Origin of the sequence: Micromonospora sp. NBC_01740, assembly GCF_035920365.1 — a bacterium.
In the GTDB taxonomy this organism is placed as follows: domain Bacteria; phylum Actinomycetota; class Actinomycetes; order Mycobacteriales; family Micromonosporaceae; genus Micromonospora; species Micromonospora reichwaldensis.
Window position 1 is genome coordinate 470,510 of the sequence record NZ_CP109150.1, and the last position, 19,879, is coordinate 490,388.

Below are 19,879 nucleotides of genomic sequence, written 5' to 3' on the forward strand. Positions count from 1 at the left end.
CTTTCCACCGGCCGGGACACACGGGACACTGCCTTGCGCGGACGGCTCGCGAAGATCGGCGTAACGTGTGTCACTTAGCTGCGCCGTATCACCGGCGCGGTCGTTGGTGTGCGCATGACGTGGCAAGCGGGTGCGGGTCTGCCGGTCCGCGTTGCCGACCGGAACTTGATCCGCCCGTGAGGGTCCTGTCAGGGAGACGACTCTAATGACATCAACGGCAACGAGGCCGCGGGGAGCGCGGGCGCGCGCCGCCATCGCGGCGAAGACGTTGCGAACCGACCGCTGGTGGCTCGCCCCGCTGATCACCGTGATCGGGCTCAGCGCGTGGGTGGCGTACGCGACGGTCCGGGTCTTCATGCACAAGTGGTACTGGGTCGAGGACTTCCACTACCTGACCCCGTTCTACTCGCCCTGCGTGACCGAGCGGTGCGTGGAGGGCGCCTCCCACTTCGGACGGTTCCTGCCCGGCTGGTGGATCATCCCGGACGCGGCGCTGACGCTGCCGTTCCTGCTGCTGTTCCGGCTCACCTGCTACTACTACCGCAAGGCCTACTACCGGTCGTTCTGGCTGTCGCCGCCCGCCTGCGCGGTCCCCGACGGGCACAAGTCCTACGGCGGCGAGACCCGGTTCCCGCTGCTGGGCCAGAACCTGCACCGCTACTTCTTCTACGCCGCCGCGATCATCTCGCTGATCAACACCTGGGACGCGGTCCTGGCCTTCCACTCCCCCAAGGGCTTCGGGTTCGGGCTGGGCAACATCGTCCTGCTCCTGAACGTGGTCATGCTGTGGGCGTACACGATCTCCTGCCACTCGTGCCGGCACATCATCGGCGGGCGGCTCAAGCACTTCTCCAAGCACCCGGTGCGCTACCGGGCCTGGAGCTTCGTCTCCGCCCTGAACGTCCGGCACATGCAGCTCGCCTGGATCACCCTCGGCACGCTGGCCCTGACGGACTTCTACGTCATGGCGGTCGCGGCCGGCTGGTTCAACGACCTGCGGTTCATCAACTAGAGGGCCCCTGACATGACCAACACAACGCGAATCGAACGACACCACTACGACGTCGTCGTGATCGGGGCCGGCGGCGCCGGCCTGCGCGCGGCGATCGAGGCCCGCCTCGCCGGCAAGAAGACCGCGATCATCTCCAAGTCGCTCTTCGGCAAGGCACACACGGTGATGGCCGAGGGCGGCGCCGCCGCCGCGATGGGGAACGTGAACAGCCGGGACAACTGGCAGGTGCACTTCCGCGACACGATGCGCGGCGGCAAGTTCCTCAACAACTTCCGGATGGCCGAGCTGCACGCGAAGGAGTCGCCGCAGCGGATCTGGGAGCTGGAGACGTACGGTGCGCTCTTCGACCGCACCAAGGACGGGAAGATCTCGCAGCGCAACTTCGGTGGCCACGAGTACCCCCGCCTGGCGCACGTCGGCGACCGGACCGGCCTGGAGCTGATCCGCACCCTCCAGCAGAAGATCGTGTCGCTCCAGCAGGAGGACAAGCGCGACCACGGCTCGTACGACGCCCGGATCAAGGTCTTCTCCGAGACCACGATCACCGAGCTGCTGCTCGACGGCGACCGGGTCGCCGGCGCGTTCGGCTACTACCGGGAGTCCGGCGAGTTCGTCCTCTTCGAGGCGCCCGCGGTGGTGCTGGCGACCGGCGGCGTCGGCCGCTCCTACAAGGTCACCTCGAACTCCTGGGAGTACACGGGTGACGGGCACGCGCTCGCGCTGCGGGCCGGCGCGACGCTGATCAACATGGAGTTCCTCCAGTTCCACCCGACCGGCATGGTCTGGCCGCCCTCGGTGAAGGGCATCCTGGTCACCGAGTCGGTGCGCGGCGACGGCGGCGTGCTGAAGAACTCCGACGGCAAGCGGTTCATGTTCGACTACGTCCCCGACGTCTTCCGCAAGCAGTACGCGGAGACCGAGGAGGAGGCGGACCGCTGGTACACCGACCCGGACAACAACCGGCGACCGCCGGAGCTGCTGCCGCGCGACGAGGTGGCCCGGGCGATCAACAGCGAGGTCAAGGCCGGGCGGGGCACGCCGGCGGGCGGCGTCTACCTGGACATCGCCTCCCGCAAGCCGGCGGAGGAGATCCGCCGCCGCCTGCCGTCGATGTACCACCAGTTCAAGGAGCTGGCCGACGTCGACATCACCAAGGAGCCGATGGAGGTCGGGCCGACCTGTCACTACGTGATGGGCGGTGTCGAGGTCGACCCGGACAGCGGGGCCGCGTTCGGCCACGTGCGGGGGCTCTTCGCCGCGGGCGAGGTGTCCGGCGGCATGCACGGCTCCAACCGGCTCGGCGGCAACTCCCTGTCCGACCTGCTGGTGTTCGGCAAGCGCGCGGGCGGCCACGCCGCCACGTACGCCGACAGCCTCCCCGCGCGCCCGAAGGTGGGCGTCGCCGCCGTGGAGGCCGCGGTGGAGACGGCCCTGGCCCCGTTGCAGCGGGACACCGGCGAGAGCCCGTACACCCTCCAGCAGGACCTCCAGGCGGTGATGGGCGACCTGGTCGGCATCATCCGGCGCGAGGGCGAGCTGGTCGACGCGCTGGGCAGGCTGGCGGAGCTGCGGGAGCGGGTGGCGAAGGTCAGCGCGAGCGGCGGCCGGCGCTACAACCCGGGCTGGCACCTGGCGCTCGACCTGCGCAACATGCTGGTGGTCTCGGAGTGCACCGCGAAGGCGGCGCTGGAGCGGCGCGAGTCGCGCGGCGGGCACACCCGGGAGGACCACCCGGCGATGGATCCGGCGTGGCGTCGGGTCAACCTGGTCTGCTCCCTCGACGGCGACGCGGTGCGCCTGGAGCGCAAGCCGCTGCCGAGGATGCGCCCGGAGCTGATCGGCCTCTTCGACCGCGCGGAGCTGGCCAAGTACCTCACGGACGAGGAACTCGCCGAGTTCGACGCCCAGGTCGCCGACGTCGAGACCGAGAAGGAGCGCTGACGCATGGGTAACCAGAACCCCCAGGGGCCCGGGAAGCCGGGCGCGAAGCGCCAGTTCCGCATCTGGCGCGGCGACGAGAACGGCGGCGACCTCCAGGACTACATGGTGGAGGTCAACGAGGGCGAGGTGGTCCTCGACGTCATCCACCGGCTCCAGGCGACCGACGCCCCCGACCTGGCCTGCCGCTGGAACTGCAAGGCCGGCAAGTGCGGCTCCTGCTCGATGGAGATCAACGGCAAGCCGCGGCTGAGCTGCATGACCCGGATGTCCACCTTCACGGAGGACGAGACGGTCACGGTCACCCCGCTGCGCACCTTCCCGGTGATCCGGGACCTGGTCACCGACGTCTCGTTCAACTACGAGAAGGCGCGGGAGACGCCGGCGTTCGCGCCGCCGGCCGACCTGGCGCCCGGCGAGTACCGGATGCAGCAGGTCGACGTGGAGCGCTCGCAGGAGTTCCGCAAGTGCATCGAGTGCTTCCTGTGCCAGAACGTCTGCCACGTGATCCGGGACCACGAGGAGAACAAGCAGGCGTTCTCGGGGCCGCGGTACTTCATCCGGGCGGCCGAGCTGGACATGCACCCGCTGGACGCGAAGAGCGACCGCAAGGAGTACGCGCAGGCCGAGCAGGGTCTCGGATTCTGCAACATCACCAAGTGCTGCACCGAGGTCTGCCCCGAGCACATCAAGATCACCGACAACGGGATCATCCCCATGAAGGAACGGGTCGTCGACCGCAGGTACGATCCCCTCGTGTGGCTTGGTAGCAAGATCTTCCGGAGGGGTCAGGTGCCTCAGACCATCGTGACCAGCGAACACGCCAGCGGCGCGGTCCGCGGCAGCGCCGCCCACGGGGGCGTGCACTCGCACGCGGGCGGCTCCCACGACCCGCGGGCCGAGGTGCAGGCGCAGCGCGGCGTCAACTGGGACCGCGAGGTGCCGAGGCCGACCGCGCCCGCCGTCGACGACCACGGCAGGCTGCCGCTGACGGAGCTCACCTTCGACCGGGCGGCGGCGCCGTCGCCGTTCGGCGACGACGTGACCTTCCCGCTGCCGCCGGAGCACCTGAACTTCGCCCACCCGGAGCAGGACAAGCACTGACGTGCGCTGACGACGACGGGGGCCGCGGCTGATGCCGCCGGCCCCCGTCCTCTTTCGGCCCGGATGTCCGCTTCCGCTCAGGCGGCGGCCAGGATGGGCCGGAGGGCCGCGACGATGGGTGCGTCGGCCGGGAGCCAGGTGACGGTGTCCAACTCGTCGGCGGAGAGCCAGCGCAGCGCCGAGTGTTCGAGGGCCTGCGGCTGGTCGTCGTGCAGCAGGCGGGCCGCGTACACCTTGAGCACCGAGCGGCCGTGGGCCATCCGGACGTTGCGGCCCACCCGGTCGCCGATCTCCACGCGTACGGCCAACTCCTCGGCGCACTCGCGGGCGAGCGCGGCGGTCTCGCTCTCGCCCGGCTCCACCTTGCCGCCGGGAAACTCCCACATGCCCGCCACCTCGGGCGGGGCGGAGCGGGCGCAGGCGAGCACCCGGCCGTCCCTGATGATCGCCGCCCCGACGATCACCCTGAGGTCCCGTCGCTCGGCCTGCCCGCCGCCATTCGCCCGTTCGGTCCGCACGGGCGTCCAGCGTGCCAGATCAATCGGCGGTTTGGGTAGCGTGGCCGACCGTCAGGGCAGGAGAACCCGGAAGTGTGGGCGTGGACACACCCAGCATGCGAGGACAGACTAGAAGGCACCGACAAGACACGGGACGGCGACGATTTGGCCACAAGCCGGCAACGGCGCCTGGGAGGTGCGGTGATGCGCGCGCTGTTCAGCAGTCGATCCAAGCACGACTACCTCGACGACGCTCTCACCCTGCTCCCCGGCTGGATCCGCGAGGGTGAGCAGATCCGACGCACCCTCGTCATCGACGACTCGCAGCACGCCGCCCTCACCGAGCGGGTGAAGGTGGTCGCCGACGCGCTGCACCTGCGTCCGGAGATCAGCCGCCTGGCCGACCAGACCCGCATCCGGGTGGGACACGGCAACGCGCCGCTGACCGAGGGGGAGGTCCTGCTGGCCGCCCGCATCGAGGACGCCTACCGCGCGGTCACCCAGCCCTGACCCCGTTCCGCCCGGGGCGTCGGCCCGGGGCGTCGGCCGCTCAGGCGGCGTCCTGGGGATACCAGCGCAGCTCGACGGAGTTGCCGTCCGGATCCCGCACGTAGAGCGAGGTGGCGCTGCCCCGCGCGCCGAACCGGCCCACCGGCCCCTCGATCACCGCGAAGGCACCCGACGCGACGACCTCCGCCCAGTCCAGCGGCTCCACCACCAGACAGAAGTGGTCGACGTTGGATTCGCCCCGGTCCCGGCGCACGAGGTCGATGATGGTCCCCGCGTCGACCCGTACCGAGGGGAACGGGACCGCGCCGGCCCGCCACTGGTCGACCCGCACCGGGGCCAGGCCGAGCAGCCCGCAGTAGAAGTCCAGCGCGCGCTCCACGTCGGTCACGTTGAGCACCAGGTGGTCGAAGCCCGTGACCCGTACCGCGCTCACCTGACCTCCAGAGCGTGGGCCTGGCGCAGCCAGTCGGTGAACAGGGCGGGGTCGACGTCGGCGAGGGTGCGCAGCTTGACGGAGGCCATCTGCCGGGCGCCGGCGACCAGCCGCCCCGACGGGTCGGTGACCTCGCCACCACGCCACAGCCCGAAGGTGACGTACGAGCCGTACGCCTTCACGAGGCAGACGGGGCGCCGACCCGGCCGGTCGCCGAGGCCCCAGACCGGGTGTCCGTGCCACACCGCCCCGTTCGCCCCCGGCAGGGCCGCCTCGATGACGGGGCGTAGCTTCTCGCCGATCTCCCGCAGCGGGGCGTCGAGATCGGCCAGGTAGTCGGTGACTGTCGTCGTTTCCATGCCCCTCACGATCCGCCGGCCGGCGACGCCGACCAAGACGCGATCGCACTACCATCGTTGAGCCGGAGTCAACGATGGGGCGGGACGTGCTGGAACGACACGAGCTGGAGACCTTCCTGACCCTCGCCGAGGAGTTGCACTTCGGCCGGACGGCGGAGCGCCTGCGGGTGACCACCGGGCGGATCAGCCAGGTGGTCAGGAAGTTGGAACGCCGCGTCGGCGCCCCGCTCTTCACCCGTACCAGCCGGGTCGTCCAGCTCACCCCGATCGGGCGGCAACTCGCCGAGGACCTGGCGCCGCTGGTCGCCGGCATCGACGACGCCGTACGCCGGGCCGTCGACGCGGGACGGGGCGTGACCGGGCGGCTGCGGGTCGCCTTCCTCGGCGAGTGGACCGCCCCGACGCTGCTCAAGGCCGTCGCCCTGTTCTCGCAGCGCCACCCAGACTGCCAGGTCGAGGTGCGGGAGGTGCAGCTCTTCAACTCCCGGCAGAGCCTGCTCGACGGTTCCGTCGACGTCCTGATGGCCGCGTATCCCTTCGACGGGATGGCCTGCGGTCCGGCGCTGCTGGAGGAGCGACGGTTGCTCGCGGTGACCGCCGGGCACCCGTTGACCCGGGAGGCGTCGGTCTCCCTGGAGACGCTCGGCGACCACCCGGTGGTGCAGTACCCGGCCGTGACCTCGGCGGAGTTCAAGCGCGACCGCACCCCCGAGCGGACCCCGTCGGGGCGGCCGGTGCCGAAGGGGCCGGCGGGCAACACGTTCTCGGAGATGCTGACGCTGGTCGCGATGGGGCGGGGGGTGCTGCCGGTGGGCGAGCACACGCGCCGCTACTACCCGCGCCCCGACGTGGCGTACGTACCGATCCGGGACGCGCCACCGATCCGGCGGGGCCTGGTCTGGCGGGAGAGCAACGGCACGGCCCGGGTCCACGAGTTCGTGCGGGCCGCGACCGACGCGAACACGACCTGACGGGGCCCGCCCGGACTGGCATGATCGACGCCGATGAGGCACGGAGAGTTCCGCCATCCACGGCTGGTCGAGGTCTACGACGCCGAGTGCCCCTGGTCGCGCGACGACGACTGGTTCCTCGCCGTCGTCGGCGAGACGCCCGGCGTACGGGTCATCGACCTGGGCTGCGGCACCGGGCGGCTCACCCTCGCCCTGGCCGAGGCCGGCCACACCGTCACCGGCGTCGACCCGGCCGGCGCGTCGCTGGACGCCGCCCGCGCCAAGCCGGGCGCCGAGCGGGTGACCTGGGTCGAGGGCACCTCGGCCGTACTGCCGGACCGGTCGTCCGACGTGGCGGTGCTGACCAGCCATGTCGCGCAGTTCCTCGTGGACGACGACGAGTGGGCGCGTACGCTCGCCGACCTGGCCCGGGCGCTGGTGCCCGGCGGCCGGCTGGCGTTCGACTCGCGCGACCCGGCGGACCGGCGGTGGGAACGCTGGAACCCGGTCGACTCGCGGCGACGGATCACGCTGCCCGGCGGCGAGGTGGTCCGGGCGTGGACGGAGGTCCACACGGTGGCCGGCGGGCGGGTCGACTTCACCCACCACTACCTCTTCGGCGACGGCGAGGAGTTGCTCAGCTCGGCCACCCTGCGTTTCCGCACGGAGGAGGAGCTGCGCGGTTCGCTGCGGACCGCCGGCTTCGCCGTGGACCGGATCCACGGCGGCTGGGGCGGGGAGCCGGTGGGCCGGGGTGACGGCGAGTTCCTCGTCCTCGCCCGCCGGCAGTGATCTTCGGTTGGCGCGCGCGGCCTACCGTGGGGGCATGGCGAACGCGACGTACGACCGCAAGGAGCAGTTCCAGCAGATCCAGAGCGGCCTGCTCCACGGAGAACAGATCATCGCCGTCTACGACGCCGTCGGCACCGGCACCGGCTTCATCGGCCTGACCGATCGGCGCGTCATCATCCAGGACCGCTCCTTCGTCGGTAAGCGGTACGCCATCACCAGCATCCCGTACTCGAAGATCACCAGCGTCAGCGTGGTCAGCAACAAGTCGTGGGGCGGCTCGTTCTTCTCCACCGGGGCCATCGCGATCCACGTCGGCACGCACACCTACGAGGTGGAGTTCCGGGGCGCCGACAAGAGCCACCACGTGCACAACGTGATCCTGCACCACATCAGCTGAGCTGGTCGGCGCGCTCCAGCAGGGCGCGGCGCTCCGCCCCGCGGTGGGCGTCGGCGGCCCGCCGGAACAGCGCGGCGGCCCGCTCGCGGTCGCCCTGCCGGGCGGTCAGCTCCGCCTCCGCGGCGACGGCGAGCGGGTAGCCGTCCAGCGCCCCGCCGGCCCGGGCGGCGGCCAGCAGCGCCAGCCCCGCCGCCGGCCCGTACGCGTAACCGTGCGCGACGGCGCGGTTCAGCTCGACCACCGGCGACGGCTGCCACCCGGCGAGCCGGTCGTATGCCTCGGCGATCGCGCCCCAGTCGGTGGCCTCGGCGGACGCGGCGGTGGCGTGGCAGGCGGCGATCCGGGCCTGGAGGGCGTACGGGCCGTCCGCCGGGACCCGCGCGAGGATGCCGACGCCCTCGGCGATCGCGGCGTGGTCCCAGCGGGCGCGGTCCTGCCGGTCGAGGGTGAGCAGGTTGCCGTCGCGGTCGCGGCGGGCGGCGCGCCGGGAGTGCTGGAGGAGGAAGAGGGCCAGCTGGGCGGCCACCTCGGGCTGGCCCGGCATCAGCCGGTCGAGCAGCCGGGCCAGGCGGATCGCCTCGTCGGCGAAGGCGGGCTCGCCGTCGGCGTCGTAGCCCCGGGTGAAGAGCAGGTACAGCACGGCGAGGACGCCGGGGAGCCGCTCCGCGAGCATCGGGCCGGTCGGCACCCGGTACGGGATGCCGGCGGCGGCGATCTTCGCCTTGGCCCGGGTGAGCCGCCGGGTCATGGTCGACTCGGTGACCAGGAAGGCCCGCGCGATGTCGGCGGTCGACACCCCGCAGACCGTACGCAGCGTCAGGGCGACCCGCGCCTCCAGCGCCAGGGCCGGGTGGCAGCAGGTGAAGACGAGCCGCAGCCGGTCGTCCACGATCTCCCCCTCCCCCGCCGTTCCCGGCTCGGGCTCCGCTCCGGTCAGCGTGAGGACTGCCAGCTCACGCAGCTTGCGCCGCTCGACCGAGGAGCGCCGGAGCACGTCGATCGCGCGGTTGCGGGCCGCCGTCATCAGCCAGCCGCCCGGGTTGGCGGGCACGCCCTCCACCGGCCATCGGGCCAGCGCGAGCGCCGACGCCTCCTGGGCGCAGTCCTCGGCCAGGGTCCAGTCGCCGGTGACCCGGATCAGCGTCGCGACGATCCGGGCGTACGACCCGGTGCTCGCGGTGGCGACGGCGTCGGCCACCGCGAGCCGGTCGGTGGGGCCGTCAGCCACCCAGGCTGACGATCGGACGTAGTTCGAGCCGGCCCTCGCGCGCCATCGGGTGGGCGCGCGCCACCTCGATCGCCTCGTCCAGGTCGGCGCACTCCAGCAGGTCGAAGCCCACGATGACCTCCTTCGTCTCGGCGAACGGGCCGTCGGAGACCAGCAACTCCCCGTTGCGGACGCGGACCGTGGTGGCCGCCGTCGTCTCCGCGAGGGCGTCGCCCGTCAGCCGCCGGCCCCGGGCGTCGTTCTCCGCCACCCACGCCTCGATGTCCGGCCAGTCGGCCCGGTCGGTGTCCGGCTCGCTGTCGGTGCAGACGAACATCAGGTATTTCATGTCGCTCCTCGATGTCGGGTACTCACCAGGGTGACGAACGGGCGACCCGGTTCCGGACGACGTGCGACCGGCGGTCTCAGAATCTCGCGGGGCGGCGGGTGCACGGACCGTCGTGGTCGGCCCGCAGCAGGCAGCGCCGGCCCTCGGGCAGCAGCGTGTCACAGAAGACCCGGTGCCGCAGGTGCTGCGCGTCCTCGGCGGAGACCGTCGTCTCGCCGGGGTCGGTCTGCGCGAGCACGCTCGCCCACCGCGCCACGACCCGAGCCAGGCGTACGGCGGAGAGCAGGTCCCTCGTGACGACCGGCAGGTGGATGACGAAACGCTCCCGGGCGGCTCTCATCGGCAACGACTTCCGATCGACGGGTAGGTGGGGCACATGGCGGCCTGCCTCTCTGCCGGAGGGAACCAGAGCGTTTCCGTCCGGGCACGGACGGTGACAGCGAGACTAGCGAAGCAACGACCGTCCATCAAGGGCATGTAGCCATATAGCCACAAGTTGTCATGGCGACGAGGGCACAAGGCTTGGGGCATGACCATCGATCCGCGTTCGCACACGCCGGTCTACGTCCAGCTGGCCGACCTGTTGCGTCACCAGATCGAGTCGGGACAGCTACCCACCGGCTCCATCCTGAGCAGCGAGGCCAGGCTCACCCAGGAGCACGGCATCGGGCGTGACGCCGTCCGCATGGCGATCGGCATCCTGCGGTCCGAAGGACTGGTCAGCACGAGCCGACGCGGCACCCGGGTGCGGGAGACCCCACGACGCGAACCCGTGGAACTCGCTCCCGGCGCAACGGTGGTCGCGCGGATGCCCACGGGCGAGGAGCGGCGGAGCATGCAACTCGACGAGGGCGTGCCGGTGCTGGAGGTTCGCCACCCGGAGGGCACCACGGAGGTGCTGGCCGGCGACCAGGTCAAACTGACCCGCCCCACCGGCTGACCCACCAACCCCCGACGCGCGGCCGCGCGTCCTGCCACGCCGGCCGGGACGTCCCGCAGCGCCGCGACGCCGAGCAGCGAGTGGAACACCACGTGCGTCAAAGCGCCTGTTTGACACCCATGGGTTCCACTCGTCCCGGCGGCGTTGGGCTATCGGGGCAGTCGGCAACGTCGTGGGCGTTGGCTCGGGCACCGGCCGAACCCCGACCGGCACCTGGCGCCGCGGAGCGGGTCGGTGGCGGCAGCGGTCACTGCTGGTCTAGCAGGAACGGTGTGTCCGGGCAGCTCAGGCACACGAAGATGCGCAGCGCGCCGTGCCGGCCGACGACGACCTCGGTCGGCTCGTACGGGTCGTGGTCGGGCTGGCCGTCCGTCCGCATCGGCTGCCACCGGCCGGCGCCCCGCTCCGAGGAGGCGACGACGAGGGCCAGCGTGGTGGGGCCGGCGCAGCGGGGGCACGGCGTCGGGCGCAGGTCGGTGAGGCTCCAGTCGGCGTAGCCGCCGACCTTCCAGCCGGGTGCCATGAGGGTGTCGACGTAGTTGTCGTCGTCGTACTCGCCCTCCTTGTCCTGCTCGTCGACCAGTGTCCGCAGGGCCTCCGGCAGTTCCTGCGGGTACGGGTACTCGACGACCTGCTCCGGGTGCAGCCGGCACGGCCGGGGCACGTACTCGTCGTTCCCGATCTCGCCGCGCGGCGGCTGGCCGAGGAGATCGGTCAGGTCCGCCTCCCGCCGCCAGCGCAGCTCCACCGTCGGCCCCCACGGGCCCTCGGCGTGCTCGAACGGGCACCACAACACCTGTAACAGGTCCGCCCCGCCGGGGCGCGGCAGGTCGGGGACGTCCTGCGCGCGCAGTTGCGCCAGTGGGACCATCGGGTTCGGCGCGGGGTGCGGTCGTGGCACGTACCGGTAGCCGACGACCGGGCCGCCATCGCGCGAGCCCCAGCCGGTGAAGCCCGGGCCGACCAGGGTGGCGATCTCCCGGTGCAGCTCGACCTCGCCCTCGGCCAGGACGTGCGACTGCGTGCGCCGACGCTCCGCCGCCCGCATCCGCTCCACCAGCTCGGCCGGGACCGGCACCTCCTCGTGCACCATGTGCGGCGCCTCGCAGGTGGGCCAGGGCTCGTCGGCCGGCCAGAGCAGCGGCCCGCCGACGTGGCTCCCGGCGGCCGTGACCGCCCCGGGGCGCGGGTGCAGGCGGGTCGCCGTGCGGCCCCACTTCTCCAGGCCGGGGTAGCGGGCGAGCACGTCGGGCGGGAGGGGCGGGGTGATCATGGCGAGATCGTAGGCGGTCGACGGTTCCCGATCAGCCGCCGCCGACGACGTCGCAGGGGTGGGTGTCGCCCGGGTCGTACGGCGTGTCCGCCAACTCGACGGCCTGGGAGTGCTCCAGGGCGAAGTAGACGTGGGCGCAGCGCGACTCCACCGTGACCGCGTCGCCCGCCTCGATCGTCAGCTCGGTCCGCTCGCCGGAGTCCAGGTCGCGGAACACCGCCCGGAGCCGCCCGCTGATCACGTACAGCGTCTCCGTCTTGTGGGCGTGGTAGTGGTTGCCGCGCGGCCGGGCGGCATCCGGCCGGAACTCCAGGTACGCCAGGAAGCGGTAGGTGCCGCCGTTGACGATCTGGGCCAGCTCGCCGGCCGGCGACTGGATCCGACCGCCACCTTCCGGGATCGGCGGTGACGTCACCGGAAGCCGGCGGAGGCGTACCTTCTGCACCGCCCGATCGTAGGTCCGACCCGGCGCCGCCCGGCCCGCGACGCGCGCAACCCGCACCGGCGGCGTCAGCGGTGCCGCCTGCCCAGCCGCCAGCCCGCCGCCGTCCAGCACGCCCCCCAGAGCAGGAAGAACGGCGACCACAGCAGCAGGTCCCACCACGCCAGGTCGCGTGCCAGGGCGGCGTGCCCGACCGGCGGCGGCCGGACGCCGGTCAGCAGCAGCGCGTCACCGATGAGGCCGTGCCCCAGCACCCCGACCGACCGGGCGATCATCAGGATGCCGAGCGTCCAGGTGACCGCCAGCAGCAGCCGGCGCGGCAGGGTGGCCCGCCAGGGGCGCAGGGTGGCCAGCGCGACCACGACGCCGACGACCGCGGCGGCGGCCAGCACCCAGTGGCTCGCCACGAACAGCGGATCACGGGCGAGGAGCCGTTCGCGCAGCTCCGGCGGGAGCGGATCCTTGTCGGCCAGCGCGTTTGCCCCCAGCGCCTGCGCGAGCTTCATCGCCCCGTAGGCCGACGCGCATGCCGCCGCGCCGTACGCGCCCACCCGCGCCCGGTCAGTGCGCGACACGTCTCGTCACCACCACGTAGGACCGGATCATCGCCACGAGCAGCCCGATCACGACGAGCCCGAGGACCCCGTGGTACCACTGCCAGCCCACCCCGAGGCCCACGAACCCGTCCACGATCATGATCGTCGCGCCGGCCCCGACAGCCAGCAGCATGCCCGCCAGCGCCAGCAGCATCAGGGGCCTCGGCACCCGGCGCCCCGACGCCGTGACCGTGGCGAGGGCCAGGCAGGCGCCCGCCACCCCCGACGCGGTCGCCGACCACTGCGCGGTCGCCACCCCCATCACGTCGCGGGCGTAGCGTTCGTGCTCGGCGGCCGGGACGACCGGGCCGCCCGGGAAACCGAGCCGGGATTCGAGGGCGAAGGCGGCCTTGCCCACGGCGTACGCGAGGAAGAGCACCGCCACCGCGTAGGCCGGCCATCGCCGCGCACCGGGAGAAGCATTCATGCTCCCGACGCTAGGCCCGGCGGACCGCGCGCCGACTCCCGAGCGCGAGGGGACGCCCTCCCCCGTGGGAGGGAGCGCGGACGGCCGCGCGGCCGCTGCGGCGGTGACGGCAGGGGCGGCGGTGACGTGCAGGGGCTGGCCGGTGGCACGTGCGGGCGCGCCTCCACCGGTGATCATCGCGGCGTGGAGGCGCGCCCTACCGACAGCGTCGGCCGTGGAGCGAATCCCGTGCGACCCGCTCCAGTTGCCAATATTCCGCAGTTGCCAAGACTTTGCAATAAGGCATACTGACCGGAAGAGCGTCCACTCGCGAAAGGGTCCTCATGGCCGTCTACAAGCTCCCCGACATGCCCTACGACTACGGAGCGCTGGAACCCGCCATGAGCGGTCAGATCCTGGAGCTGCACCACAGCAAGCACCACGCGGCGTACGTCAAGGGCAGCAACGACGCCCTCGACCAGCTCGCCGAGGCCCGCGACAAGGGCGACTACTCGGCGCTGGTCGGCCTGGAGAAGACCCTGGCCTTCAACCTCTCCGGGCATGTCCTGCACTCGATCTTCTGGAACAACCTCTCCCCCGATGGCGGCGACCGCCCGGACGGCGAGCTGGCCGCCGCCATCGGCGAACACTTCGGCTCGTTCGACGGCTTCGCCGGCCAGCTCTCCGCCGCCACGAAGAGCGTGCAGGGTTCCGGGTGGGGCGTCCTGGCGTGGGAGCCGCTGGCGCAGCGCCTCATCGTCGAGCAGGTCTACGACCACCACGGCAACGTCGGGCACGGCTCCACGCCGATCCTGGTCTTCGACGCCTGGGAACACGCCTACTACCTTCAGTACAGGAACGTGCGCCCGGACTACGTCGACCGCCTCTGGGACCTGGTCGACTGGGCCGACGTCACCCGACGCTTCGACGCCGCGCGCGCCGCCGGCAACCCGCTCACCGTGACGCCCTGATCCGGCCGACCGCTGACCGGGTCGTGCTCCCGCTACCGTTCCCACCATGACGGTGGTGCGCTCGATCCTGCTGTTCCTGCTCGCCGCGCTCGCCGAGATCGGCGGGGCCTGGCTCGTGTGGCAGGGCTGGCGCGAGCACCGGGGGCTGCTGTGGGTGGCGGCGGGGGTCGTCGCCCTCGGCCTCTACGGCTTCGTCGCCACCTTCCAGCCCGACCCGAACTTCGGCCGGATCCTGGCCGCCTACGGCGGCGTCTTCGTCGCCGGCTCCCTCGCCTGGGGCATGGTTGTCGACAAGTTCCGCCCCGACCGCTACGACGTCGTCGGCGCGGCCATCTGCCTGGTCGGGGTCGCCATCATCATGTACGCCCCACGCAGCGGCTGACCGGCGACCGGTCGCAGGGATGACGGTGACTGCCACCTTCGGCGACGCGCCCGCAACATGGATGACGGCGGTCGCGGGAACGTCGCGCTCGCCCTCAGGCCGGTGACCGGGTCTCCGGAACCCGGGGAGGGCAGTCGACGGTCACCGGGGTGATCTCTCGGGGCCCGCTCCTCTCCCGAGTGACGTCGAAACGGACGCAGATGTTGTAGTGCGTCTCCTCGCCGAGCCAGGTGTCCGAGGCGGCGCCCACCATCGCCACCTCCACCCTGGCCAGTAGGCCCGCGCCATGATCGTCAGGATCGTGGACCGACGAGGCGAGCTGCTCGCCCCCGGTCAGGGCGACGAGCCGGTCGAGCACCGACTCGTTGCTCGCCCAGCCGCTCAGGCTGTGCGAGTCGGTCGCCCACGCCTCGGTCTCGTGGGCGATCTGCCCGGCCCTCTCCAGGACGCGGTCCCGGGCCGCGTCGTGGCCCGAGCGGGCGCAGCCGACGCAGGACAGTGCGACGAGGCAGGCCAGCAGACCACCGCGCCCGACGTTGCCTGTCGCCCGCCGCAGGGCCGAACCGAATGCCTGTCGACCACCGCTGTGCCGTGACATGACGTAAGGAGATCAGCGATCCCGTCGTCAGGCATCCGTCCGGGTACTCAGAAGAAGCAGCGTCCCGCCATGCGCGACCCCACGGTCGGCATCCGGCCCGGCGGCAACGGCGTGCGCGTCCTCAGTACGGCTGGCCGCACACCTTCCAGGCCCCGTCCTCCTTCACCAGCCTGAACGTGTGCTGGTTGGTGAAGCCGCTGCCCAGCGTCAGGGCCATGTTCACCGTCGCCGACGTGCGGCCGTTGACGCTCGACACGTTGACGCCGTTGACCTTGTGACTGTGGATCCTCGGCTGCTGGGCGACACCCTGGGCGAACGCCTCCCTCGTGTACCCGCCGCGCGTGTCGCCGCACAACAGCTCGTACGCCGCATCCGGATCGCCGGCCTCCAGGTGGCTCACGAACGACTCGGCGGCCTGCCGCGCCGGGTCCGTCGCGCCCTTGGCCCCCTTGTACAGGAAGAAGCCGCCGATGCCGGCGCCGCCGCAGCACAGCACGACGACCACGCCGACGACGATCAGGACGGTGCGCAGCGTGCGCCGCTTCGGCGGTTGGGGCACCTGGTACGGGTGGGTCATGGTTCATGACGGTAGGGGATGCGAGCAATGGAGCACTCGTCTTCATGAGGTCTCCCCAGCGGGTCTGGCACGCCCGGATGGTCACCGCGCTGGTGAACCGACTGACGGATCAGGCACCGCCTGGCATCGAGGTCGACAGGGAGATCACGATTCGACTCGACAGATGGAATCGTCCCGAGCCCGATCTCCTGGCCACGACGGCACCTTACGATCCGTCCCGAACCTTCTACACGCCTGAGGAGACTCTTCTGGTCGTGGAGGTGGTCTCTCCGGAGTCGGCCCACCGCGGTCGGACGGTCAAGCTGCGCACGTACGCGGAAGCCGGCATCGCCAACTACTGGCGCATCGAGGAGGAGGATGGATCACCGGTGATCCACGCCTACGAACTCGACGGTCCCACTCGGTCCTATGTGCCGACCGCAATTCATCGACACGAGCTGCGCACCACGACGCCGTTCACGATCGAGCTCGATCTGAATGGGCTGGTGCCCGGCCGCAAGAGCTGAGCCGGGCACCGACTCCGTCAGAGCTTGGGTCGGATCGTCACTACACGTTGAAGCGGAACTCCACGACGTCGCCGTCCTGCATGACGTACTCCTTGCCCTCGATCCGGACCTTGCCGGCGGCCTTGGCCGCCGCCATCGAACCGGCCGCGACCAGGTCGCCGAAGGAGACCACCTCGGCCTTGATGAAGCCGCGCTGGAAGTCGGAGTGGATGACGCCCGCGGCCTCCGGCGCGGTCGCGCCGACCGGGATGGTCCAGGCGCGCGCCTCCTTGGGGCCGGCGGTGAGGTACGTCTGGAGCCCGAGCGTGCGGAACCCGACGCGGACGAGTTGGTTCAGGCCCGGCTCGTTCTGCCCGATCGACTCCAGCAGCTCGCGGGCCTCCTCGTCGGGCAGGTCCACCAGCTCGGACTCGATCTTGGCGTCCATGAAGACGGCCTCGGCCGGGGCGACCAGGGCGCGCAGCTCGTCGAGGAACTCGGCGTTGCCCAGCTCGGCCTCGTCGACGTTGAAGACGTACAGGAAGGGCTTGGTGGTGAGCAGGTGCAGCTCGCGCAGGTGCTCCAGCTCGATGCCCGCGTCCTTGGCGCCCGAGTAGAGGGTGACGCCGGTGTCGAGCAGCTCGACGGCCTGCTTGGCGGCGGTGACGGCGGCGGCCCGGTCCTTGCGGAGCTTGGCCTCCTTCTCCAGCCGGGGCAGGGCCTTCTCCAGGGTCTGGAGGTCGGCGAGGATCAGCTCGGTGTTGATCGTCTCGATGTCGTCGGCCGGGGAGACCTTGCCGTCGACGTGCACCACGTTCGGGTCGGAGAAGGCCCGGACGACCTGGCAGATCGCCGAGGCGTCGCGGATGTTCGCCAGGAACGCGTTGCCCCGGCCCTGCCCCTTGGAGGCGCCGCGCACCAGGCCGGCGATGTCGACGAACGACACGGGGGCGGGCAGCACCTTCTGCGAGCTGAAGATCTCGGCGAGCGTGTGCAGCCGCTCGTCCGGCAGCCCGACGACGCCGACGTTGGGCTCGATGGTGGCGAACGGGTAGTTCGCCGCGAGCACGTCGTTCTTGGTCAGCGCGTTGAACAGGGTGCTCTTGCCGACGTTGGGCAGGCCGACGATCCCGATGGTGAGACTCACGACGGGCCAGCTTACGCCGATGCCCCACACCCCCGACGAGGCAGGCCGCCACGCCCGACTGATCTTGGTACGGAACGGCCCCTCCAGGGGCGCTCCCGTACCAAGATCGACACGGAGGGCCGGGCCGGCCCGGAGGGTCGGGCCGGGGTCGGGTGAGGCGGGTCAGGCGAGCAGGCGGGGGGTGATCCGGGTTTCCCGGGCGGTGCCGTCGTCGGCGCGGCTGACCTCGTACGCCGAGGGGCCCTCGCGGTCCGCGACCGCCTCGACCAGGCGGGTGCCCCGGTAGAGCAGGCCGGTGCCGTCGTCGGTGCAGTGCGCAGTCGGCAGCACGCCGTCGGCGACCAGCTTGTGCATCAGCGGCCGGCGCTGCTCCTCGCTGTCGTAGTGCACGCCGTTGCCGTAGGGCAGCCAGCCCAGCCCGTCGGTGAAGCCGCGCAGGGTGGTGCCGAAGCTGTCGGTGGCCCCGCCGGCGTGCCAGCAGATCGAGCCGGCGGAGACGCCGCCGAGCACCACGCCGGCCTCCCAGCACTCGCGCAGGATCTCGCCGAGGCCGTGCACCCGCCAGACCGCGCAAAGGTTGGCGACGCTGCCGCCGCCGACCCAGATCACGTCCTGGGCGAGCAGGTGGGCGCGGACGTCGTCGACGTTCGGCATCGGGAAGAGCGCCAGGTGCGTCATCCGGAACCGGCTGCCGGCGAACGCCTCGTAGACCCGGGCGAGCGTGGTCGGCTGGTCCCCCTCGGCCTGGTTGAGGAAGCAGATCCTGGGCTCCGGCCCGGCCCCGGCCAGCTCGGCGGCGAGGTCGAAGACGGGGTTGACCCGCCGGGGCCCGCCGTCGCGGCGCGGCGCGTAGATGCCCATGCTGGTGGCGAGGATGGTCGGTTCACTGGCGGGCACGGTCGTCCTTCCGTCGGGGTCGACTGTGCCCATCCTGCCCGAGGCCGCTCCCCTGCCGCCCAGCGCCCGCCACGCGGGCCCGCCACGGACGGTCGCCGGCCCGGGCCGCCCGTCGCCGCCAGGTCCGCGCCGCCGGTCAGCGTCCGCCGTCGGTGACCGCGCCCAGCAGCGTACGCAGCAGGTCGGCGAGGCGCCGCTGGTCCTCGGCGGGCAGCGCGTCGAGCAGGCGGCGCTGGACGGCCAGCCCCGCCTCGGCGGCCTCCTCCACCAGTTCGAGGCCGGCCGGGGTGAGCGTGACCTGGAGCCCGCGCCGGTCCGCCGGGTCGGGTGCGCGGCGGAGCAGTCCGGCGCGTTCCAGCCGGTCGAGTCGGCCGGTCATCCCGCCGGAGGTGAGCATCAGCGAGGCGGTGAGCGCCTTCGGTGCCAGCGTGTAGGGGGTGCCGGCGCGGCGCAGGGCGGCGAGCACGTCGAACTCGCCCCGGCTGATCGACCAGCGGGCGTAGGTGCGCTCCTGCTCGTCGCCGACGAGCCGGGCCAGCCGGTAGATCCGGCCGAAGACCGCCATCGGCTCGGGGCGCATTCCGGGCCGCTCGCGCTGCCACTGCTCGACGATGCCGTCGACGTCGTCCCGCTCGGTCACCCCCGGATTGTGCCGCACCTCGCACTCCCGCTTTCACTCGCCACGAAGTAGCTTAGTAGCAAGATACTTAGCAACAAGAGTTAGCGAGGAACCGTGGACCGACGCCGGCTCGACATCCTGCTCACCGCCGCCGCGCCGACCGCGTGGGGCACGACGTACCTGGTCACCAGCGAACTGCTGCCGCCCGACCGGCCGCTCTGGTCCGGCGTGATCCGGGCCCTCCCCGCCGGCCTGCTGCTGCTCGCGCTGACCCGGCACCGCCCGCACGGCGCCTGGTGGTGGCGCGCGGCCGTACTTGGCGCGCTGAACATCGGGGCGTTCTTCCCGCTGCTCTTCTTCGCCGCGTACCACCTGCCCGGCGGCGCCGCCGCGGTGCTCGGCGCCACTCAGCCGCTGCTGGTGGCGGGGCTGACGGTGCTCGTGCTGCACGAACGGCCCCACCCCCGGGCGCTGGCCGCCGCGCTCGCGGCACTCGCCGGGGTCACCCTGGTCGTGCTGCGCCCCGACGCGGGCCTCGACCCGACGGGCGTCGCCGCCGGGCTGACCGCCACCGCCGCGATGGGCGCGGGCCTGGTGCTGACCCGTCGCTGGGGCCGCCCGCCGGGCGTCGGCACGCTCACCGCCACCGGCTGGCAGCTCACCGCCGGCGGGCTGATGGTGGTGCCGGCGGCCCTGCTGGTCGAGGGGACGCCGCCCGTGCCCGACCCGCCGGCACTGGCCGGCTACGCGTGGCTGACGCTGGTCGGGACGGCGCTGGCGTACGCGCTGTGGTTCCGGGGCGCGGCCCGGCTGCCGGTCACCCAGGTGTCGCTGCTCGGGGCGCTCAGCCCGCTGACGGCCGCCGTGCTCGGCTGGGCCGTGCTCGGGCAGGCGATGACCGGCTGGCAGCTCGCCGGCTTCGCCGTGGCGGTCGGCGCCACCGTGGCCGGGCAGCTGCCGGGACGCCGGCCCGGCCCGGCGGGCACCGCGCCCGGCGG

Annotated in this window: 26 protein-coding genes and 1 pseudogene; 12 read left to right on the plus strand and 15 right to left on the minus strand. The window is 72.3% G+C overall.

The genetic code is table 11. The features are described from left to right. Positions 1-205: 205 nt before the first annotated feature. Genes OG989_RS02055 through OG989_RS02065 form a run of 3 tightly spaced genes read left to right on the plus strand, consistent with a single transcriptional unit; the run spans position 206 to position 4,054 of the window. Complete coding sequence (locus OG989_RS02055; protein ID WP_151455025.1) at positions 206-1,012, plus strand: hypothetical protein; 807 nt, start codon at positions 206-208, stop codon at positions 1,010-1,012. Between the two features lie 12 nt (positions 1,013-1,024). Beyond that, the gene (locus tag OG989_RS02060) at positions 1,025-2,953 is read left to right on the plus strand and encodes a fumarate reductase/succinate dehydrogenase flavoprotein subunit (RefSeq protein WP_151455026.1); all 1,929 of its coding nucleotides are present in this window, start codon (positions 1,025-1,027) and stop codon (positions 2,951-2,953) included. 3 nt (positions 2,954-2,956) lie between these two features. Then, positions 2,957-4,054, plus strand: coding sequence for a succinate dehydrogenase/fumarate reductase iron-sulfur subunit (locus tag OG989_RS02065; protein ID WP_151455027.1), 1,098 nt, complete (start codon positions 2,957-2,959; stop codon positions 4,052-4,054). 77 nt (positions 4,055-4,131) lie between these two features. Here OG989_RS02065 and OG989_RS02070 read toward each other — a convergent pair whose 3' ends face one another. Further along, positions 4,132-4,572, minus strand: a complete 441-nt coding sequence (locus OG989_RS02070) for a (deoxy)nucleoside triphosphate pyrophosphohydrolase (RefSeq protein WP_327029526.1) — start codon at positions 4,570-4,572, stop codon at positions 4,132-4,134. A gap of 183 nt (positions 4,573-4,755) precedes the next feature. On the opposite strand from OG989_RS02070, the gene OG989_RS02075 reads away from it, so the two are divergent. Continuing rightward, a complete protein-coding gene (locus OG989_RS02075) occupies positions 4,756-5,061 on the plus strand; it encodes a 4a-hydroxytetrahydrobiopterin dehydratase (protein ID WP_151455029.1) in 306 nt (101 codons plus the stop codon). Between the two features lie 40 nt (positions 5,062-5,101). On the opposite strand, the gene OG989_RS02080 is transcribed toward OG989_RS02075, so the two are convergent. Together OG989_RS02080 and OG989_RS02085 are read right to left on the minus strand one after the other, a co-directional pair. Next, on the minus strand, positions 5,102-5,494 hold the full coding sequence (locus OG989_RS02080; protein ID WP_327029527.1) for a VOC family protein: 393 nt from the start codon (positions 5,492-5,494) through the stop codon (positions 5,102-5,104). Then, positions 5,491-5,853 carry a DUF1801 domain-containing protein gene (locus OG989_RS02085; RefSeq protein ID WP_327029528.1) on the minus strand — a complete coding sequence of 121 codons (363 nt, stop codon included), beginning with the start codon at positions 5,851-5,853 and terminating at the stop codon, positions 5,491-5,493. The genes OG989_RS02080 and OG989_RS02085 overlap by 4 nt, the downstream gene beginning before the upstream one ends. 86 nt (positions 5,854-5,939) lie before the next feature. Between OG989_RS02085 and OG989_RS02090 the strand changes: the two genes are divergently transcribed. From OG989_RS02090 to OG989_RS02100, 3 genes are read left to right on the plus strand one after another with little or no spacing between them, the layout of a single operon-like run. Further along, complete coding sequence (locus OG989_RS02090) at positions 5,940-6,824, plus strand: LysR family transcriptional regulator (RefSeq protein WP_327029529.1); 885 nt, start codon at positions 5,940-5,942, stop codon at positions 6,822-6,824. A 33-nt stretch (positions 6,825-6,857) separates the two neighbouring features. Beyond that, entirely contained in the window at positions 6,858-7,595 is a 738-nt protein-coding gene (locus OG989_RS02095) for a class I SAM-dependent methyltransferase (protein ID WP_327029530.1), read from the plus strand. A gap of 34 nt (positions 7,596-7,629) precedes the next feature. After that, on the plus strand, positions 7,630-7,992 hold the full coding sequence (locus OG989_RS02100) for a PH domain-containing protein (RefSeq protein WP_088998502.1): 363 nt from the start codon (positions 7,630-7,632) through the stop codon (positions 7,990-7,992). On the opposite strand, the gene OG989_RS02105 is transcribed toward OG989_RS02100, so the two are convergent. The 3 genes from OG989_RS02105 to OG989_RS02115 all read right to left on the minus strand — a co-directional run bounded on the left by OG989_RS02105 (position 7,985) and on the right by OG989_RS02115 (position 9,888). Then, on the minus strand, positions 7,985-9,220 hold the full coding sequence (locus OG989_RS02105; protein ID WP_327029531.1) for an RNA polymerase sigma factor: 1,236 nt from the start codon (positions 9,218-9,220) through the stop codon (positions 7,985-7,987). The genes OG989_RS02100 and OG989_RS02105 overlap by 8 nt on opposite strands. Further along, on the minus strand, positions 9,213-9,548 hold the full coding sequence (locus tag OG989_RS02110) for a YciI family protein (protein ID WP_132231031.1): 336 nt from the start codon (positions 9,546-9,548) through the stop codon (positions 9,213-9,215). Before OG989_RS02110 ends, OG989_RS02105 begins: the two co-directional genes overlap by 8 nt. 76 nt (positions 9,549-9,624) lie before the next feature. After that, positions 9,625-9,888, minus strand: coding sequence for a hypothetical protein (locus tag OG989_RS02115; protein WP_311410715.1), 264 nt, complete (start codon positions 9,886-9,888; stop codon positions 9,625-9,627). Positions 9,889-10,077: 189 nt separating this feature from the next. Here OG989_RS02115 and OG989_RS02120 point away from each other — a divergent pair, with 189 nt between their 5' ends. Continuing rightward, positions 10,078-10,488, plus strand: coding sequence for a winged helix-turn-helix domain-containing protein (locus tag OG989_RS02120; RefSeq protein ID WP_327029532.1), 411 nt, complete (start codon positions 10,078-10,080; stop codon positions 10,486-10,488). A gap of 247 nt (positions 10,489-10,735) precedes the next feature. Here OG989_RS02120 and OG989_RS02125 read toward each other — a convergent pair whose 3' ends face one another. From OG989_RS02125 to OG989_RS02140, 4 genes are all read right to left on the minus strand, one after another. Continuing rightward, a complete protein-coding gene (locus OG989_RS02125) occupies positions 10,736-11,761 on the minus strand; it encodes a hypothetical protein (RefSeq protein ID WP_327029533.1) in 1,026 nt (341 codons plus the stop codon). 31 nt (positions 11,762-11,792) lie between these two features. Next, positions 11,793-12,206, minus strand: coding sequence for a cupin domain-containing protein (locus OG989_RS02130; RefSeq protein WP_327029534.1), 414 nt, complete (start codon positions 12,204-12,206; stop codon positions 11,793-11,795). A gap of 65 nt (positions 12,207-12,271) precedes the next feature. Then, on the minus strand, positions 12,272-12,778 hold the full coding sequence (locus tag OG989_RS02135) for a DUF3995 domain-containing protein (RefSeq protein WP_327029535.1): 507 nt from the start codon (positions 12,776-12,778) through the stop codon (positions 12,272-12,274). After that, positions 12,765-13,226 (minus strand): hypothetical protein, encoded by a 462-nt coding sequence (locus tag OG989_RS02140; protein ID WP_327029536.1) that lies wholly within the window; start codon positions 13,224-13,226, stop codon positions 12,765-12,767. The genes OG989_RS02135 and OG989_RS02140 overlap by 14 nt, the downstream gene beginning before the upstream one ends. Positions 13,227-13,549: 323 nt before the next feature. Between OG989_RS02140 and OG989_RS02145 the strand changes: the two genes are divergently transcribed. Next, positions 13,550-14,176, plus strand: coding sequence for a superoxide dismutase (locus OG989_RS02145; protein ID WP_151456643.1), 627 nt, complete (start codon positions 13,550-13,552; stop codon positions 14,174-14,176). Between the two features lie 46 nt (positions 14,177-14,222). Further along, positions 14,223-14,558 (plus strand): YnfA family protein, encoded by a 336-nt coding sequence (locus OG989_RS02150; RefSeq protein ID WP_151456642.1) that lies wholly within the window; start codon positions 14,223-14,225, stop codon positions 14,556-14,558. Positions 14,559-14,652: 94 nt separating this feature from the next. Here the strand turns inward: OG989_RS02150 and OG989_RS02155 are convergent, their stop codons facing one another. Both OG989_RS02155 and OG989_RS02160 read right to left on the minus strand, forming a co-directional pair. Then, complete coding sequence (locus OG989_RS02155) at positions 14,653-15,156, minus strand: hypothetical protein (protein ID WP_327029537.1); 504 nt, start codon at positions 15,154-15,156, stop codon at positions 14,653-14,655. Between the two features lie 121 nt (positions 15,157-15,277). Beyond that, positions 15,278-15,733, minus strand: a complete 456-nt coding sequence (locus OG989_RS02160; RefSeq protein ID WP_151456641.1) for an Rv0361 family membrane protein — start codon at positions 15,731-15,733, stop codon at positions 15,278-15,280. 5 nt (positions 15,734-15,738) lie between these two features. On the opposite strand from OG989_RS02160, the gene OG989_RS02165 reads away from it, so the two are divergent. Next, positions 15,739-16,239 carry a Uma2 family endonuclease gene (locus OG989_RS02165; RefSeq protein WP_327029538.1) on the plus strand — a complete coding sequence of 167 codons (501 nt, stop codon included), beginning with the start codon at positions 15,739-15,741 and terminating at the stop codon, positions 16,237-16,239. Between the two features lie 40 nt (positions 16,240-16,279). Here the strand turns inward: OG989_RS02165 and ychF are convergent, their stop codons facing one another. From ychF to OG989_RS02180, 3 genes are all read right to left on the minus strand, one after another. Next, entirely contained in the window at positions 16,280-17,365 is a 1,086-nt protein-coding gene (gene ychF, locus OG989_RS02170; RefSeq protein ID WP_327029539.1) for a redox-regulated ATPase YchF, read from the minus strand. Positions 17,366-17,527: 162 nt separating this feature from the next. After that, entirely contained in the window at positions 17,528-18,262 is a 735-nt protein-coding gene (locus OG989_RS02175; protein ID WP_327029540.1) for a peptidase E, read from the minus strand. 136 nt (positions 18,263-18,398) lie between these two features. Further along, the gene (locus OG989_RS02180; RefSeq protein WP_311410725.1) at positions 18,399-18,902 is read right to left on the minus strand and encodes a MarR family winged helix-turn-helix transcriptional regulator; all 504 of its coding nucleotides are present in this window, start codon (positions 18,900-18,902) and stop codon (positions 18,399-18,401) included. A gap of 93 nt (positions 18,903-18,995) precedes the next feature. Between OG989_RS02180 and OG989_RS02185 the strand changes: the two are divergent. Continuing rightward, positions 18,996-19,763 (plus strand): annotated as a pseudogene (locus OG989_RS02185) (EamA family transporter); the annotation flags it as partial. Between the last annotated feature and the right edge of the window lie 116 nt (positions 19,764-19,879).

Coding starts and splice junctions, on each gene's coding strand:
- OG989_RS02085 (WP_327029528.1), bottom strand. CDS start 5,853: ATGGAAACGACGACAGTCACCGACTACCTGGCCGATCTCGACGCCCCG.
- OG989_RS02150 (WP_151456642.1), top strand. CDS start 14,223: ATGACGGTGGTGCGCTCGATCCTGCTGTTCCTGCTCGCCGCGCTCGCC.
- OG989_RS02160 (WP_151456641.1), bottom strand. CDS start 15,733: ATGACCCACCCGTACCAGGTGCCCCAACCGCCGAAGCGGCGCACGCTG.
- OG989_RS02120 (WP_327029532.1), top strand. CDS start 10,078: ATGACCATCGATCCGCGTTCGCACACGCCGGTCTACGTCCAGCTGGCC.
- OG989_RS02140 (WP_327029536.1), bottom strand. CDS start 13,226: ATGAATGCTTCTCCCGGTGCGCGGCGATGGCCGGCCTACGCGGTGGCG.
- OG989_RS02100 (WP_088998502.1), top strand. CDS start 7,630: ATGGCGAACGCGACGTACGACCGCAAGGAGCAGTTCCAGCAGATCCAG.
- OG989_RS02075 (WP_151455029.1), top strand. CDS start 4,756: ATGCGCGCGCTGTTCAGCAGTCGATCCAAGCACGACTACCTCGACGAC.
- OG989_RS02060 (WP_151455026.1), top strand. CDS start 1,025: ATGACCAACACAACGCGAATCGAACGACACCACTACGACGTCGTCGTG.
- OG989_RS02065 (WP_151455027.1), top strand. CDS start 2,957: ATGGGTAACCAGAACCCCCAGGGGCCCGGGAAGCCGGGCGCGAAGCGC.
- OG989_RS02115 (WP_311410715.1), bottom strand. CDS start 9,888: ATGAGAGCCGCCCGGGAGCGTTTCGTCATCCACCTGCCGGTCGTCACG.
- OG989_RS02055 (WP_151455025.1), top strand. CDS start 206: ATGACATCAACGGCAACGAGGCCGCGGGGAGCGCGGGCGCGCGCCGCC.
- OG989_RS02155 (WP_327029537.1), bottom strand. CDS start 15,156: ATGTCACGGCACAGCGGTGGTCGACAGGCATTCGGTTCGGCCCTGCGG.
- OG989_RS02095 (WP_327029530.1), top strand. CDS start 6,858: ATGAGGCACGGAGAGTTCCGCCATCCACGGCTGGTCGAGGTCTACGAC.
- OG989_RS02110 (WP_132231031.1), bottom strand. CDS start 9,548: ATGAAATACCTGATGTTCGTCTGCACCGACAGCGAGCCGGACACCGAC.
- OG989_RS02145 (WP_151456643.1), top strand. CDS start 13,550: ATGGCCGTCTACAAGCTCCCCGACATGCCCTACGACTACGGAGCGCTG.
- OG989_RS02165 (WP_327029538.1), top strand. CDS start 15,739: ATGACGGTAGGGGATGCGAGCAATGGAGCACTCGTCTTCATGAGGTCT.
- OG989_RS02125 (WP_327029533.1), bottom strand. CDS start 11,761: ATGATCACCCCGCCCCTCCCGCCCGACGTGCTCGCCCGCTACCCCGGC.